The organism is Sorangium sp. So ce385 (genome assembly GCF_051474135.1).
Classification (GTDB): domain Bacteria; phylum Myxococcota_A; class Polyangia; order Polyangiales; family Polyangiaceae; genus Sorangium; species Sorangium cellulosum_D.
In genome coordinates this window covers 10,481,779-10,497,712 of record NZ_CP150337.1, presented here as the reverse complement: position 1 = coordinate 10,497,712, position 15,934 = coordinate 10,481,779, and the positions used below count along the sequence as shown (strand labels likewise).

At 74.6% G+C, this 15,934-nt stretch carries 9 protein-coding genes; 5 read left to right on the top strand and 4 right to left on the bottom strand.

The annotated features are described in order from the left end of the window. Positions 1-259: 259 nt before the first annotated feature. The 3 genes from WME83_RS38410 to WME83_RS38400 all read left to right on the top strand — a co-directional run bounded on the left by WME83_RS38410 (position 260) and on the right by WME83_RS38400 (position 4,297). On the top strand, positions 260-1,834 hold the full coding sequence (locus WME83_RS38410; protein WP_437314670.1) for a hypothetical protein: 1,575 nt from the start codon (positions 260-262) through the stop codon (positions 1,832-1,834). A 61-nt stretch (positions 1,835-1,895) separates the two neighbouring features. Beyond that, positions 1,896-3,347 (top strand): hypothetical protein, encoded by a 1,452-nt coding sequence (locus tag WME83_RS38405; protein ID WP_437314669.1) that lies wholly within the window; start codon positions 1,896-1,898, stop codon positions 3,345-3,347. A 5-nt stretch (positions 3,348-3,352) separates the two neighbouring features. Next, on the top strand, positions 3,353-4,297 hold the full coding sequence (locus tag WME83_RS38400; protein WP_020739540.1) for an RluA family pseudouridine synthase: 945 nt from the start codon (positions 3,353-3,355) through the stop codon (positions 4,295-4,297). An 18-nt stretch (positions 4,298-4,315) separates the two neighbouring features. Here WME83_RS38400 and WME83_RS38395 read toward each other — a convergent pair whose 3' ends face one another. Together WME83_RS38395 and WME83_RS38390 are read right to left on the bottom strand one after the other, a co-directional pair. Continuing rightward, entirely contained in the window at positions 4,316-5,236 is a 921-nt protein-coding gene (locus WME83_RS38395) for a M23 family metallopeptidase (RefSeq protein WP_437314668.1), read from the bottom strand. A gap of 164 nt (positions 5,237-5,400) precedes the next feature. Next, positions 5,401-7,701: a CapA family protein gene (locus WME83_RS38390; RefSeq protein WP_437314667.1), complete on the bottom strand. Its 2,301-nt coding sequence runs from the start codon at positions 7,699-7,701 to the stop codon at positions 5,401-5,403. 665 nt (positions 7,702-8,366) lie between these two features. Here WME83_RS38390 and WME83_RS38385 point away from each other — a divergent pair. Continuing rightward, positions 8,367-10,619, top strand: coding sequence for a hypothetical protein (locus WME83_RS38385; protein ID WP_437314666.1), 2,253 nt, complete (start codon positions 8,367-8,369; stop codon positions 10,617-10,619). A gap of 57 nt (positions 10,620-10,676) precedes the next feature. On the opposite strand, the gene WME83_RS38380 is transcribed toward WME83_RS38385, so the two are convergent. Both WME83_RS38380 and WME83_RS38375 read right to left on the bottom strand, forming a co-directional pair. Further along, positions 10,677-12,647 carry a hypothetical protein gene (locus tag WME83_RS38380; RefSeq protein WP_437314665.1) on the bottom strand — a complete coding sequence of 657 codons (1,971 nt, stop codon included), beginning with the start codon at positions 12,645-12,647 and terminating at the stop codon, positions 10,677-10,679. A gap of 127 nt (positions 12,648-12,774) precedes the next feature. Beyond that, positions 12,775-13,842 (bottom strand): hypothetical protein, encoded by a 1,068-nt coding sequence (locus WME83_RS38375; protein ID WP_437314664.1) that lies wholly within the window; start codon positions 13,840-13,842, stop codon positions 12,775-12,777. Positions 13,843-13,944: 102 nt separating this feature from the next. On the opposite strand from WME83_RS38375, the gene WME83_RS38370 reads away from it, so the two are divergent. Beyond that, positions 13,945-15,801, top strand: a complete 1,857-nt coding sequence (locus WME83_RS38370) for a hypothetical protein (protein WP_437314663.1) — start codon at positions 13,945-13,947, stop codon at positions 15,799-15,801. Positions 15,802-15,934 lie beyond the last annotated feature (133 nt).

Below are 15,934 nucleotides of genomic sequence, written 5' to 3'. Positions count from 1 at the left end.
CGCGCCCGCGGCGCCGCCCCGCGGCTGGCCGCGGCCCGACACGCCGGACGGAGCGCGCTCGCCGCGGCTGTCGGCGGCCGCCGGCGATGGGCCCGCGGCCGCCGGCGATGGGCCCGCGGCCGCCGGCGATGGGCCCGCGGCTGCGCCGATCGTTGCGACCGGCGGGGCGCCGCGGCGCCGCGCATGCCGGGCGAGCGATTCGCAGATTGACACCCTCCTACCCCGGCCGGTAGCGTCCGTCCGACGGATAACCATGAGCATGCACGGCAGAAGGTACTGCGAAGGCCATCTCGCTCGCGTCGCCATCGGCATGGCTGGGGGCTCGGCGTTCGCGTCGCTCGCCGTCGCCGCGGCGGCGGTCCTCGCGGCGTCCCCCGCGGCCGCGGACGAGCCGCGGAGCGCCACCGAGCCGCGGCTCATGATGGAGACCGGCGAGATCACGAGCGTCGTCGACGCGTTCGACGAGGGCGACACCTTCGATCTGAATTTCAGCTTCGGCTTCGAGCACGCGTCGAAGAGCGCCAAGATCCGCCGCGAGACGCACATCGCCCAGCCGGGCCTGTCGACGGGCGGCTACACGTCGAACCTGCTCAACGTCGCGAGCTACAGCGAGGCGACCTCGAAGTTCAACATGCGCCTCGACGTCGGCCTCTACCGCGACCTGGCGCTCTACCTCCGGATGCCGCTCATCCTGAACCACTCGCGCGAGCTCACGGGGCTCGACGGGAGCGCCGACCACCAGAGCGTCGTGCTCGCGGGGGCGCCCGGGGAGCAGCTGTTCTCGCTGCCCTTCAAGTCGCCGAACCGGAGCGGCATCGAGTACCTCGCCGTCGGCCTCGACGTGAACATCATGAACCAGGCGCGCGATCGGACGAAGCCGACCTGGCTGTTCGGCGTCGAGGGGCGCTTCCCGGTGAGCGAGCCGATGCACGCCTGCACCGAGTCGCCGAAGAGCGGCCAGGTCAAGTGCGCCGATCCGACGGACATCAACCGGAACGGCCAGGCCGACGGCGGCTTCGAGGGGGGGCGGATCGCCCAGCGCGAGCCCGGCATCTCGCGCGGCACGATCGGCCTCGAGGTGCACACGTACCTGTCGAAGCGGATCAAGTACGTCGAGCCGTACGGCGGGTTCAAGGCGCTGTTCGAGTTCCAGCAGGAGTCGAGCGACTACGGCCTCACCGACCTGAAGACGTCGCTGGTCAACCACCCGCCGCTCGTCGGCAACGTGATGCTCGGCGTGATGATCATCCCCTGGGAGAACCGCGAGAAGTTCACCGGGCTCACGTTCGACCTGCGCTTCACCGGCGAGTACCACTCCGAGGGGCGCGACTACTCGGAGCTGTTCGACGCGCTCGGCTCGAGCGACGTGCCCACGCTGCGGCAGCCGCAGTGGGCGGCGTTCCGCGAGAACGACGCGTACAGCGTGGCCGCCTGCCGGAGCGGCGACCCGCGCGCGTGCGCGCCGTCGGTCATCGATCAGGGCTCGCAGCGGACGTACTTCACGGGGCTCAGCGACATCCAGCCGTACGGCTCGTACCGCGCGTCGGCGAGCGTGACGTGGAGGGCGGCCGAGCTCGTGAAGTTCCAGCTCGGCGCGGGCTTCCGCCACGATCAGGGGCACGGCATCGGCGGCGACCAGCCGTGCAACTCGCAGTACAAGGACAGCATCGGCGCGGCCGGGCCCTGCCGCCGCCAGAACAACGACGGCACCTTCACCGTCACGGGCAGCCCGAACCCGAACTACCGCCCGACCATCAACGCGGTCGGCCGCCGCTTCTACGTCAACGACAGCAACACGTTCGACCTCTTCGCGAGCGGCACGTTCATGTTCTGATCGACGCCCCGTGCGGCGGTGGCACCGCGGCGCGCGCCGCCGGGGCCGGAGCATCGACGCCATGATCGACCCCCGGCACCTCCGCGGCCTGGCGAGCGCGCTGGCGCTCGCGGCGGCGTTCACCGCGGCGCTGCCGGCGCCGGCCGAGCCTGCGCGCGCCGCGCCGCCCGTCGAGCGCGCGGGCTCCGGGCGGCCTGCGCGGCCCGCGCGGGCGGCCGTGGTGCTCCCGACGGCGCTCGCGCCCGACGCCGCCGAGCGCGCCGCGCCGCTCGCCAGCGCGCTCGACGGGCTCCTCTCGGACACGGCGCAGGACCTCGGCCTGTCGGTCGATCTCGAAGGCCGCGCCGCCTCGCGATCGCCGCTCGACGAGGCCGAGCTCCTGGAGCGCGCGCGCTCGAGCGACCGGCTCTTCATCGCGCCGAGCCTCGACCTGCGCGGCGACGAGGTGGAGCTCCGGCTGGCGCTCGCGTCCGGCGGCGCGCGTTCGCTGCGGGTGCGCGTGGAGCGCGTCGCGCGCGACGACGTCGCGGTGCGCGCCGCGGTGATGCTCCGCGATCTCGTGGCCGAGCTCGACGGCGGCGCCGCCGCGTCGTCGCCCCGGCCGGGAGAGGACGCGCCGTGCGCCGAGCGGTGCCGCGGGCGCCTCGCCACGCCGGCGCGCAGCCTGGGGAAGGCGACGCTCGCGGCCAACGCGACCCTCTACGGAGGCCTCGTCGGCTTCTCGATCCAGCGATCGAGCGGCTCGGACGATCCGCGCCTGCTCTACCCGCTGCTCGCGGTCGGGGCCGGCATCGGCCTCGGCGGGGCGATCATCATCGCCGAGGAGTGGGACGTCGGCGTGGCCGACGCGTGGTACCTCGGGTCCGGCACCTGGTGGCCGACGATCGCGGGCCACCTCATCTACCAGGGCCGCTTCGCCGAGCACGCCGAGGATCCGAGCGAGGAGCGCTGGGCCGCCGGGCTCGTCGGGGGGACCGCCGGGATCACGCTCGCCGCCATGGGGCTCTCGCTGGGCCGCATGTCCGACGGCGGCGCGCTGCTCGCGCAGTCGGGCGGCGGGCTCGGGCTCATGCTGGGCGGGCTCGTCGAGTGGGCGGCGCGGGGCGACGTGCAGCGCACGCCGATCGCGGGGATGGGCTACGGCGCGGCGCTCGGCTGGCTCGCGGCGGCCGCGGCGGCGACGCAGCTCGACGTCACGGCGTCGGAGGTCCTGACGGTCGACGTCGGCGCGCTCCTCGGCGGCCTGGGCGCCGCCGCGCTCGCCAGCCCGCTCGTCTTCGACGCGCCGACCGAGGCGCAGCAGCGGGCGTGGGTCGGCGCCACCGCCGGCGGGTTTCTGCTGGGGGCGGGGGTCGCGTGGTGCGTGACGCGCCCGGCCGCGGCGGGCGCTCGCAGCGCGGGCCCCTCGTGGAACCGGTTCGGCCTGCCCATGCTGGGAGTGATAGGAGAGAGCGTGGTCGGGAGCCGGCGAGCGCCCGCGCTCGGCCTCGGGTGGCAGGGGGCGATTCCGTAGGAGCTATGAAGATCACGATCACCGAGCTGGATGCAGGGACGCGCCTCGACAAGCTGCTCGTGCAGCTGTTGCCCGGGCTGGGACGGGCGGGCGCGAAGCGGCTGTTCTCCGAGGGGCGCGTGCGCGTGCTCGGCGTGGGGAAGAGCGGCGCCGGCCGGCGCGCGTCGAAGGGCGACGTGGCGGCGGCGGGCGAGGTGCTGGAGGTCGACGTCGAGCCGACCGAGGCCTCCGGGGCGGCGACGCCGGATCCTGGCGCGCCGCTCGACGTGGTGCTCGAGCGCGACGACCTCGTGGTGGTGAACAAGCCCGCCGGCGTGCCGACGGCGCCGCTCGATCCGGGCGAGCGCGGGACGCTCGCGAACGCCCTCGTGGCGCGGTACCCCGAGATGGCGGCGATCGGCTTCTCGCCGCGGGAGCCTGGGCTGTGCCACCGGCTGGACACGGACACGAGCGGCCTCGTGCTCGCGGCGCGCACGCCCGCGGCGTTCGCGGCGCTCGTCGCCGGGCTGAAGGAGGGGCGGCTCGACAAGCGCTACCTGCTGATCTGCCAGATCGGCGATCTCCCCGAGATGGGCTCGATCGAGGTGCCGCTCGCGCCGCACCCGAAGGACAAGAAGCGGGTCTACCCGTGCATCCACCCGCGCGACGTGGCGCGCTACGCGCCGCGGCCGGCGGCGACGATGTACAAGCGCGTGCGCCAGGTGGGGCTCTGGGAGCTCGTCGAGGCGCGCGCCCCGCGGGCGCTGCGGCACCAGATCCGGGCGCACTTCGCGTCGGTGGGGCACCCCCTTGCCGGCGACGCGCTCTACGGCGGGCCCGCGGTGGAGGGGCTGAGCCGCCACGCGCTGCACGCGCACCACATCGGCTGGGGCGGCAGCGACGCGGTGCCCGCGTTCGTGGTGACGTCGCCGCTGCCCGCGGACATGGCGGCGCTGGTCGGCGAGGGCTGAGCCGGTCGCCGCGCCGGCTCAGGGCGCGCTCGCCTCGACGACGTGGCCGTTCACGTCGCGCGCCCGCGCCCTGATCCGGAGATCGTCCGCCGACGTCGTCCCGTCGAGGTTGCTGAAGCGGAACGCGATGACGTACGCCGAGGACTGCGCGTTGAACTTCGCCGGCTCGATGCGGATGCCCCCGAGGCTCTGCTCGTCGATGATCGCGGCGTCTCCCTCCGCGGTGTACTGGCGGTTCCACTCGTCGTAGTTGAACATCCGCTCCTCGATGACCTCTCCGGTCGAGCGGCGCTCCGTCGCGGCGGCGACCTCGATGAGGCCCGGCGCGATGCCGGGCAGGGTGACCTCGACCTCGGCCGTGACGCTCTCGGTGGAGTCCTCGTCGGTGCGGCGCACGGCGAGCGCCGGCGGCAGGCCGGCCGGCGTCGGGAGGAAGCGGAGCGGGTGCACGCAATACACCTTCTCGGTCCCTCCGTCGCGGATCTCGAAGTGCAGGTGGGGGAACAGGCTGCTGGCGGCGAGGCCGGTGTAGCCGATGTGCTCTCCGCGCCCGACCCGATCGCCGGCCTCGACGAGCGGCATCGTCAGGTGGATGTAGGTGCTGTAGAAGCACGCGCCCGGCGCGTCGCAGTGCTCGATCTGCACCACGACGTCCTCGAAATCGTCGTAGCGGCCCGCGCGCGTCACCTTCCCGTCGGCGACCGCGTACACCGGGGTGCCCATCGGGGCGGGGATATCGATGCCTCGGTGAAAGTCGTAGACGCCGTCGCGCGAGGTCTGGAGGCGGGGCCCGAAGCTCGACGACATCGGCTGGAGCTCGTCCGTCCCCCCGATCGGCCACACGAGCTCTGGGCCCTCCGGGTCCGAGCCGCAGCCGGCCAGGGCCGCGGCGAGGGCCAGCACAGGAGCGAGGACCGATGATTTCCGCGATGGCTTCATGAGGCCGAGTCCGTGGCGCGCGAGCGCAGGGCAGGTGTCGAGTCCACGGCGCAGCGCCGCGCGCTCATGCTATCCAAGCAGAGCACGGAAGTCGAGGTGACCCCCGCGCGCCTGCCTGGGCCGAGCGCGGCCCCGAGCTCCCGCCCCGCGCCGCGGCGGCGGCCTCAGGGCGTCGCCGCGGCCAGCGCGTACGACCGGTGCGTCATCGTCACGCCGAGGCTCGTGAGCGCCGGATCCACGGCGGTGCAGCGCGCGAAGCTCCAGCTGTTCGGCGTGGGGAACGTGAACCCGAGCGACGCGTCGGCGACCGTGCCCTCCCACTCGATGAGCGACACGTCGTCGAGGAACGCGGCGGCCTCGCCGCTCGCCGGCGCTGCCGCCCGGAAATAGAACCGCACGGAGCCCGCGTTCGACGGCGGGGTGAGATCGACCGTGAACCGCTGCCAGTCGTAGGTGCCGGCCGCGCGCGTGAGCACGATGCTGTTCGACACGCTCGCCCCGCCGGTCGTGTACCAGTAGACCTGAACGCGCATCTGCCCCGCGTTGTCGCCTTTCAGGAACCCGGTCAAGGTCAGCTTGCGGCCGGGATCGAACTTGACGCGGTTGTTCATGTACGTCGAGGCCTCGGTGGTGCTCGTCGACTTGCGCAGGAACACCATCGCGCCGGTCCCGCCGTGGACCACGCTGTTCTGGATGTAGCGGAATTCGCTCATCGACCACATCGAGCCTTCGTGGAAGACGTCGTCGACGTCGCCGTCCTCGAAGTCGCCGTAGAGCATGATCTCACGGCCGTAATCGCAGCTCGCGGCGGCGCTCGTCCGGAGGGCGGCGAGCGAGTCCGCTTCGTCCGACCGCAGGTGCTCGACGGGCCCCGTGGCGCGGCTCTTGAGCGGCACGCTCCGCGTCTCGGCGCGCTCGCTCGTCGTGTACTGCGACGGATCGCTCACCGCGGCGGCCCGCGGGCCGCTCGCGAACACGACCGCCCCGGTCAGGCCGTCCGCCGCCTCGCCGGACGACGGCGCCGCCGGCAGCGTCGTGGAGAGGTGGCCGATGTGGCGGATCGCCCGGCCGAGCCACGCGCCGCCCACGAGCTTCGGGACGTAGTCCTCGTTCTGGAACGGGATGAGCTGGACGCGGTGCACCGCGCGGTTGCCGCTCGAGTCCTCGTCGATGTCGACCGCGGCGAGGTACGACTGGTACGTCTCGAAGACGTCCTGATCGAAGACCATGTTGCCGAGCGACATGAAGACGAAGCGGGGCCCGGCGCCGGCGTCGTACAGCCCGACGCCGTGGATCGTGTGCGGGTGGTGCGCCACGACCATGCCGGCGCCCTTCTGGACGAGCTGGACGAACCGCCGCCGCATGCCGGACGACGGATAATCGCTGTACTCGATGCCCCCGTGCAGCACCGGGATGCCGAAGCGCCCGACCGCGTCCTCCTCCATGAAGTCGCTGATCTCCGCGAGGCCGAGCTCGAGGGCGCCGGCCTTGGGCGGGGGCCCGTCGGAGGCGGTGAGCGTGTACGCCGCGTCGGTCGACCCGTCGTTGACGATCTGGTTGAACCCCTGGAAGGCCACGTCGACGCCGCGGATCGTCCGGTAGAGCACGGTGCCCTTCGCGGTCGTCTCGTCTGGTCCGGCGCCGAACCAGTCGAGGCCTGCGTTCGGCACGTGGATGAGCGTGTCGGCGACGCCCCCTTCCATGTAATCGAACATGTGGTTGTTGCCGAGGCTCACGGCGTCCACGCCGGAGAGCGCGAGCGCCCGGGCCGCCTCGGGGTAGGAGAAGAACGTGAACGACTTGTACGGGTGGGGCGTCGCCGGGTTGGCCGTGACCGGGGACTCCAGGTTCACCTGCGTGTAGTCGGCCGACGAGAGGACGTCGCGCAGGAAGGAGAGGACGCCGAGCGCGTCCGCCTCCCGGGTGTCCGGGCGGATCAGGTCGCCGGCCTCCCCCTCGACCCCATCGGCGTCGCTGTCGATGAAGCGCCGCCCGAACATCGTGTCGCCCCCCACGAGGATCCGCGCGCGGCCCGCGCGCTGCTCGGTCAGCACGACGCGGCCGACCCCGGCGGAGGCCGCGGCGAGCGGCCGGTGCAGGTCGGCGGGGACGAGCTCGGTGTAGTACCCGTCCACCTCGACGCGCAGCAGCACCGAGCGCCGCGCGAGCGCCGCCAGCGTGAACGCGCCCGCCGCGTCGGTGAAGGCGAGCTCGCCGTCGTTGACCGCGCCGCTCCCCCAGCCGACGGCCGTCACCTCCGCCCCCGCGATCGGCGACCCCGCCTCGTCGACGACGACGCCGGTCACGTCGATGGGCGCGGCCGCGTAGGTCGCGTCGAACGCCGCCTCGGTCGCGTCGAAGCGGTACGCCGCCGCCGCCTCGCCCGCGGGGAGAGAGGCGCAGAGCGCGGCGCACGCGGACAGCGATGGGAGAGTGAATGTGGGAATAACGCGTCTTCTTGCCATGATCGCTCCCGGTCTGCGCGGGTCCTGTCCGAGGACAGCCGACATCAAAAGAGGACGACGATGCCAGAGCAGAGCTCCGCCGGACCGGTCGACCACGCGCAAAGATGCCGTGCGACCGGACACCAGCGTTTCTCTCCCGGGCTCAAAAGGTCGCGAGCGTCGACTGGCCGCTCGGCTCTCGCTGCAGAGACGGCGAGAGCGCCGACCCATGCATGATTCGATCCGTATCAGCGCCGGCGTTGGAGATAAAGACGATTATCGCGAGACTATCATGCTCGGGTCGGCGTTCGCTATGGGAACGAGTGGAGCGGCCTGCGATTTATTGTCTTGTCGGTCTGGCAAGGTGTTCCTGCGCGCAAGGCGTGCGCATGGAAGGCGTGCTGTGGCGGTGCGCGCATGTGTCGCATGGGGGCGTACTGCCTCGGGCTGGCTGCGCGCACGCGCAGAGCACGGAGCGGCGCCGCGGGGGAGCCGGCGGTGGCGGGCACGGGCGGCGGCGGCGGCGGCGGCGGCGTCGTCGCGGGCTCCGGCGGAGGGGCCACGGTTGGTACGGGTGGGCCGTGAATGGCTCCGCGCACGCGCGCATCACAGAGCGTATGCCGAAAGGTGAGGCTCGATCGACGGTCTTCGACAAAGGTATTGCTTCGCCCGGACGGGGGCGGTGGGTGGCGGTCCTGCTCGGCGTGGTGGCCGGGTGTGCACCGAACAACGATGGCCACGGGGGCGGCGGCGGCTCCGGCGGAGCGGGCGGCGACACCGGCGTGAGCAGCTCGGGCTCCGGCGGAGCGGGCGGCGACGGCGGCGACGGCGGTGACGGCGGTGACGGCGGTGACGGCGGCCAGGGGGGCGGCGGAACCGTCTGTACTCCCGGCTCCCAGGTCGCCTGCCCGTACTCGGGACCGGCGGGCACGCAGGGCGTCGGACGCTGCACGGCCGGACTTCGGACGTGCAACGAGTCCGGGACCGCTCACGGCCCTTGTGAGGGCGAGGTGCTGCCGGCGCCGGAGGACTGCTCGGTGGCAGATGACGAGGACTGCGACGGCGTGGCGGACGGAGACGACGCCGACTGCGTCTGCGTCCCGGGAACCGAGGTGATCTGCTACTCCGGCGACCGCGATGCGCTCGGCGTCGGCCCCTGCGAGGCCGGCACGGCGCGGTGCAGGGACGACGGCAGCGGCTTTGGCCCCTGCGTCGGCGAGGTCCTGCCGGCCGCGGAGACCTGCCTCACGCCGGTCGACGACGACTGCGACGGCGAGACGAACGAGGAGGGTGCCGGCTGCGCCTGCGTCCCCGGCGAGCTCGTCCCCTGCTACTCCGGCCCTCCCGGCACCGAGGGCATCGGCCGCTGCGCCGGCGGCGCGGCGCGCTGCCTGGCGGATGGCATCCAGATCGGCCCCTGCGAGGGCGAGGTGCTGCCCGGGCCGGAGACGTGCGCCACCCCGATCGACGACGACTGCGACGGCGAGGTGAACGAGGATGGGGCGAGCTGCGTCTGCCCGCCCAACCAGCGCGTCTCGTGCTACTCCGGCCCGCCGGGCACCGCGGACGTCGGGGGGTGCGCCTCCGGCACCGCGCTCTGCGACGCGCAGGGCACGAGCGTCGGGCCGTGCGAGGGCGACGCGCTCCCGCAGCCGGAGTCGTGCGCCACCCCGGTCGACGACGACTGCGACGGCGAGGTGAACGAGGGCGGCTGGGACTGCGTGTCCGGGATCACCGCGCAGTGGGTCAAGCAGTTCTCCGGCGTCTCGATCACGGCCGTCGCCGTGGACGCCTTCGACAACACCATCATCGCCGGCTCGTTCTCGAGCCCCGTGGACTTCGGCGCCGGCCCGCTCCTGCCCCGTGGCGGCGGCCCCGAGGCGTTCGTCGCGAAGTTCGATCCGAGCGGAGAGGTCGTCTTCGCGAGCACCTTCGAGGGCCAGGATAACGCGGCCCGCGATATCGCCACGGACGCGTCGGGGAACATCGCCCTGCTCGGGTGGTTCACCAAGGCCGTGGACGTCGGGGGCCTGGGCGGATATTACCTGGAGCACTATCACCGCATCGTGAAGCTCGACCCGTCAGGCGGATTCCTGTGGAACACCGACTTCATCACGGAGTTCCGCGACTCCCGCGGAGCCGAGTACGACGAGTTCAACGACGCGGTCGCGATGAACGCCGCAGGAGACGTGTTCGTGGCGGGCTCGAGCCGGCACAGTTTTGTGGGGGCGGGCGACGGCTTCGTCCGCAAGCTGGACGGCGCGACAGGGACCCTCACATGGCAGAAGACCGTCGGCGACCGCCGCGTCGACGAGGTCCGCTTCGACGACGTGGCCACGCGTGAGAACGGCGAGATCGTGACCGTCGGGCGAGCGATCTTCATCCAGTACCTCCCCGAGGGTGACATCCGCGAGGGCTGCGCGGAGCTGATGACGCTGAGCCCCGCCGGCGAGGAGCTCGACCGGACCTGCGTTGGCACTGGCGAGGAGACCTGGCAGCTCGCCCTCGACGTGTCGGGGAACGCCGTGCTCGGCAGCACCGTCCATCCTGGCCAGGGCCGCGTCAGCCAGCTCGACGGCGCGGCGACCCCCCTCTGGAGCCGGGACGTCTCGCCGGTGCAGCGCCTGCGGCTTTCGGCCGACGGGCTCGGGAACGTCGTCCTCGCGGGCTCGTTCACCGGTACGCTCGACCTCGGCGGCAGCGGGCTCACGAGCTCCGGCGGCACGGACATGTACCTCGCCAGGCTGGACCCCGACGGCGACGTCGTCTTCAGCGAGAGCTACGGCGACGCGGGCGGCCAGGGCCTGGATCACCTCGCCGTCTCCGCGGACGGCGCGGCCGTCATCGCCGGCCAGTTCGCGGGCTCGATCACCCTCGGGGACAGCACGCTCGTCGCCGCGACAGCGCAGGACACCCTCCTCGCCAAGGTCAGCTTCTGAGCCACGCTGATCCTTGAACTCTCTCCCGATCCCTGGCCGGACTCCTGGTGGGTGGAGCTAGGCTGCAGCGGAGACCGCCTTGCGCCGGGTGCGTGGCGCGCCGGGCGCCCCGGCGCCCTGCGGCCTGGTCGGCGTGGCGCCCGCGGGCGGGGTGGAGACGGCGCGGACGAGCGCGGCGGCGATGGCCGCGGTCATCTGCGCGGTCGGCAGCCGCGGCGTGAACGCGAGCACCCGCTCGCCGGGGCGCCGCCCGCGCGAGGACCGGCCGCTCTTCGCGAGCCGCTCCACGGCGCGCTCGCACGGCGAGCCCGGGGCGACGCGCAGCAGGACCTCGGGCAGCCCGATGGCGCCGCCGGCGCCGGGCGCGTAGACGACGCCGACCTCGATCGCCACGAAGCCGGGGAGCGCAGCGCGCGGCGAGAGGCCGAGCCGCAGCTCGTCGGCGTCGGGGCTGCCGTCCGGGATGCGGAGGCGGCCGACCACGCGGAGCTCCGACGCCGTGGCCGCCTTGGCCGCGGCGCGCGCCGACCCCTTGGCCGCCGTGCTCGCGGGCGCCTTGGCCGCCGGGCGGGGCGCCTTGTGCGACCGCCGCACGCGCCGCGCGACGTCGCGCAGGAACGCGACCGGCCGCGCCGCCGGGTCGGCGGGGAGCTCGGCGAGGCGGCCGGTGCAGAAGATCGCGAGCAGCGCCGTCGCGTCGAGCGCGAGCAGGTGGGCGTGGTACGGCGAGGCGCCGGCCACCGCGTAGACCCCCCCGCCGAGCGCCGCGAGCAGCGCGGCGAGCAGCGCCTTGCCGGCGCGCGTCGAGACGTCGAGGTAGACGCCGCGCACCCGCGGCGGCTCGCGAAAGGCCTCGGTCTCCGCGACCGGGAGCCACTTGCCGGGGCGGCGCAGGGCCGCGGCGGCGCGCTCCGGGCGGGGGGTGCGGTGCGCGGCGAGGGCGGTCGCCGCGGCCACGAGCGCGGCGCCGGCGGTGCCGTCGCGGAGCAGGAGCTCCAGGGCGACGCCCGCGACGAGCGCGAGCCCGGCGAGGGCGGCCCGCGGCGCGAGCGGGATCGGGACCAGGGGCCGCGGCATCGCGCCCGCGGCGCGCGCGAGGCGCTCGTGCTCGCGCGCCTTGAGCGCGACGAGGGCGCTGTAGAGCGCGAAGAGGGCCGCGCCGGCGGCGAGGTAGAGGGTGCGGCTCGGGTCGGGGCTCGAGGCCGCGGCGTCCGAGAGCCGCCCGAGGGCGTCGGCGCCGGGCCGCGCCGCGGTGGGCTCGGGCTGGAAGGCGCGCGCGTCGGCGCGGATCGCCCACCGGATCGGCTCGGCCTTCGGGGTGTACGGGCGGAGCAGCTCGAGCTCGTCCTTGTCGACCGAGCGGCGGAGCGTCGAGAGCGTCGACGGCGCCGCGAGCGCGCCGTCGGCCGAGGGCTCGCCCGCCGCGTCGGCGGGCGCCTCGTCGACGCGCGGCTCGTCGGGCGCGGCCGGGACCGCGACGGTGAGCCGCGCCGAGTCGTAGCCGTCGTCCCAGAGGGGCCCGGTCCACGCGATGCGGGCGCTCGGGCCGTCCAGCTGGATGAGCCCCCGCTTCATGAGGTCCGTGCGGTAGCGGAAGAAGAGCACGAACACCCCGCGGCTCAGGCCCCTGCCGTCGAAGCGGGCCCGCAGCGCCGCCGGGCGGCGCGAGCCGTCCTCGCGCGGGCGGAGGTCGGGCGGCAGGAGCTCGAGCGCGACCGGCGTCGCGGACGCGAGGGAGCCCGCCTCCGCGGCCTTGAGGGGCGCGGCGTAGCTGCCCGGATCGAGCTCGGCGTCCGGGTCGACGCCCTGGATGTCGAGCGCGCGGAGCGGCCCGCCCGAGATCTTCAAGGTGACCTTGTGCTCGACCGTGGCGGCGCCGGCCCGGTCGATCGCGAGCCGCACGTCGTCGCCGGCGACGTGCACCTCGACCCACGCCCGCGCCGGGAGCGCGAACGCGATCGACACGAGCGCGGCGAGGAGCGGCAGCAGCAGCGCCGGCCCGGGGCGGCGGGCGATGCGAGAGGGCATGGTGCAGACGTCCCACGGCGCCGCGCGCGGGGCCAAGTTCTGGGGGCGGCGCCCGCCCGCCCGCCGGCGCCACCTCCCGCCGCGCCGCCCTGCGGGGCCGGCGATCCGCAGGCGGCGGCGGGCGCGATCAGAACGCGACGCCGAGCGAGAGCGAGCCGAGGAGCTTGATCTTCCCCGTCTTCTCGTAGAAGACGTACTGGTAGTTGCCCGCGGCGCCTGCGGCGACCGTCGCCGGAGGGGCGAGCGCGACGCCGAGCCCGAACCCCCCCGACATGGCGAACCCGCCGTCGCGGCCGAAGACGTTCGTGCTCCCGATGCTGAGGCCGAGGATGGCGCTGCTCACGTCGCGCTTGCCGGGGCTCACCCTGGGAGAAGGGGTGTAGACCGCCTCGAACGACTCGTAGCCGAGGCGCCCTTTCACCCAGAACCCCTTCAGCGGCTTGCCCTCCACGTAGACGCCGATGTCGGCCCCGAGCGCGAACCCGGTCGTGTCCAGCGTCGCGTCGTCGAGCGAGCCCCAGATCCAGGACGGCGCGAGGCCGATGGTGAGCGGTCCGAGGATGGCGACCTCGCCCTCGAAGGTCATCCGCCCGAACAGGAGGTCCAGGGCGTTGTAGCGGACCGACCAGCGGCAGCAGGTCGCCTCGGGCGGCATCGGGGGCGGCGGCGGTCCGGCCGGCAAGGCGTATCCCTGACCGTAGCCGGGCGGCTGCTGAGGATAGCCTTGCTGCGGGTATCCCTGCTGGGGATAGCCCTGCTGCGGATACCCTTGCTGCTGCGGATACCCTTGCTGTTGCGGGTATCCCTGCTGGGGATAGCCCTGCTGCGGATACCCTTGTTGCTGCGGATATCCCTGTTGAGGATACCCTTGCTGCTGCGGGTAACCCTGCTGGGGATAGCCCTGCTGCGGGTAACCCTGCTGCGGGTAACCCTGCTGCGGATACCCTTGTTGCTGAGGATAACCCTGCTGCTGGGGATAGCCTTGCTGCTGAGGATACCCGGCCTGCGGCTGGGCAGCCCCGCCGGGCTGTCCCTGGCCCGGCGGGAGCGGCGGAGCGGGCTCTTGCGCTGCCGTCGCGGGGGCGAGGAGGAGCGCGCCGAGGCCGAGCAGGACGCCGCAGGCGGCCGAGCGGGGAGCCCTCGCGGGGGAGGGCGCGCGCGCCGGGCCCCGACCCGTGGTGAAAGCGCAATCCATAGGCGCTGGACTCTACCGAATCCCGAGCAGGCCGGCTACACGCGCGCCGCGAACCGTCGCTGCGCTCGCGCGCGCGATCGCCTGCCTGTAGTCTCCGTCCCGATGCCGCCGGTCCCCGATCTCGTCACCACCGCCGCCCCCGCGCCCGGAAGCCTCTTCTCCGGCGGACCCGCGGCCGCGCCGGCGGCCGATCCGGGCGCGTCGCGCGGCGCCGAGACACCCCCGGCAGAGCTCGATCGCGCGCTGTCCGAGCTGGGCGACGCGGCCCTCGGCTTCGCGCGCATGCCGCCCCGCGAGAAGGCCTCGCTGCTCCGCGCGCTGCTCCCGGGCCTGCTCGCCGCCGCGCGCCCGCAGGTCGAGGCGTCGTGCGCCGCCGCGGGGCTCGACCCCGGCTCGGCGGCGGCCGGCGAGGCGTGGCTCGCGGGGCCGTGCGCGGCGCTCGCGCAGGTGCGCCTCCTGGCCGAGGCGCTCGAGGACATCGCCGCGCAAGGGCGCCCGCGGCTCCGCCGCGGGGCGGTGCGCGCCCGGCCGGACGGCCGCGTCGAGGTCGACGTGTTCCCCGCGGGCCTGAAGGACGCCGCGCTCCACGGGCCCCTCCGCGCGCGCGCCCTGATGCAGCCCGGCGCGACGCGCGCCGGCGTCCTGGAGGCGCAGGCGCCCTTCTACCGGCAGCGCGACCCCGAGGGCGGCGTCGCGCTGGTGCTCGGCGCGGGCGGCGCCGCGGGCGTCCCCCTCCGCGACGCGCTCCACAAGCTCTTCGTCGACGGGCGCGTCGTCGCGCTCGCCGCGAGCCCCGAGAGCGCGCCCCTCGGCGCGCTGCTCGAGCGCGCCCTCGCGCCGCTCGTCTCGCGCGGGCTCCTCCGCTTCGTCCACGGCGGCGCCGAGGCGGCCGCCTACCTCGCGGCGCACCCCGCCGTCGCGGAGGTCCACGTCACCGGCGCGGCGGCGGCGCACGACGCGCTCGTCTGGGGCCCGCCGGGCCCGCAGCAGGCGGGCCGGCGGGCGTCGGGGGAGCGGCTGCTCCACAAGCCCATCACCTCCGTGCTCGGCGGCGTCCGCCCCGTCGTCGTGATGCCGTGGCTCTACGGCAGGGACGAGCTCTGGTTCCAGGTGAGGATCCTCGCGAGCCGCGTCGTGAGCGGCGCCTCGCTCGGCGACCCCGCGGCGCACGTCCTCGTGCTGCCCCGGGGCTTCGTGCAGCGGCCGCTGCTCTTCCGGATGCTCCACCGCGCGCTCGCCGCCGTGCCCCCGCGGCGCGCCGTCCATCCGGAGGCCGAGGCGCGGCACGCCGCGCTCACGGCCGGGCGCCCGCCGCTCGAGCGCGAGCGCCTCGAGGGCTCCGCCGACGTGCCGCTCCCGTCCGGGGTCGTGCGCATCGGCGAGCCCGGGCCGGGCGCGCCCCCGTGGACGCTGATCGCCGGGCTCTCCGCGTCGGATCCCGCCGAGCCGCTCTTCTCGATCGAGCCGCTCTCTGGCGTCCTCTCCATCGTCGAGGTCGGCTCGAGCGATCCGGTGGAGTTCCTGGAGGCGGCGGTTCGCTTCTGCAACGACCGGCTCCAGGGCACCCTGGGCGCGTCGATCGTCGCGCACCCGATCAGCGAGGAAGATCCCGCCGTCGGCGCCGCCCTCGACCGCGCCCTCCTCGAGCTCCGGTACGGCGTGATCGCGGTGAACCAGGCGCCCGCCGCCGCGCACGCGCTCGTCGTCCCGCCCTGGGGCGGCCACCCGAGCGCCACGCTCGCCGACATCCAGAGCGGGCTCGGCTTCGTGCACAACACGGCGATGCTCGCCCAGGTCGAGAAGACCATCGTGCGCGCGCCGCTCACGACCTTCGCGCGGCCGCCCAGCTCCTGCGATCACCGCCGCGCCCACGTCGTGGGCGAGCGGCTCGCGGCCTGCGCAGCCGACCCGCGGTGGGGCAACGTCGCGCGCGTCGCGGCGGCCGCGCTGCGCGGGTGAGCCGCGGGGCCGGCGCTCGGCCAGCGCGCGGGCGGACAAAGCAGCGGCGCCCACCGCGCTCCTGCCGAGCTCCCGGTGGGCGCCGCCCGCCGCGCCCCCGGGGGGCGCTCTCGTCACATCATCCCGAAGGCGC

Coding starts and splice junctions, on each gene's coding strand:
- WME83_RS38395 (WP_437314668.1), bottom strand. CDS start 5,236: ATGAAGCCATCGCGGAAATCATCGGTCCTCGCTCCTGTGCTGGCCCTC.
- WME83_RS38390 (WP_437314667.1), bottom strand. CDS start 7,701: ATGGCAAGAAGACGCGTTATTCCCACATTCACTCTCCCATCGCTGTCC.
- WME83_RS38410 (WP_437314670.1), top strand. CDS start 260: ATGCACGGCAGAAGGTACTGCGAAGGCCATCTCGCTCGCGTCGCCATC.
- WME83_RS38370 (WP_437314663.1), top strand. CDS start 13,945: ATGCCGCCGGTCCCCGATCTCGTCACCACCGCCGCCCCCGCGCCCGGA.
- WME83_RS38400 (WP_020739540.1), top strand. CDS start 3,353: ATGAAGATCACGATCACCGAGCTGGATGCAGGGACGCGCCTCGACAAG.
- WME83_RS38405 (WP_437314669.1), top strand. CDS start 1,896: ATGATCGACCCCCGGCACCTCCGCGGCCTGGCGAGCGCGCTGGCGCTC.
- WME83_RS38375 (WP_437314664.1), bottom strand. CDS start 13,842: ATGGATTGCGCTTTCACCACGGGTCGGGGCCCGGCGCGCGCGCCCTCC.
- WME83_RS38380 (WP_437314665.1), bottom strand. CDS start 12,647: ATGCCCTCTCGCATCGCCCGCCGCCCCGGGCCGGCGCTGCTGCTGCCG.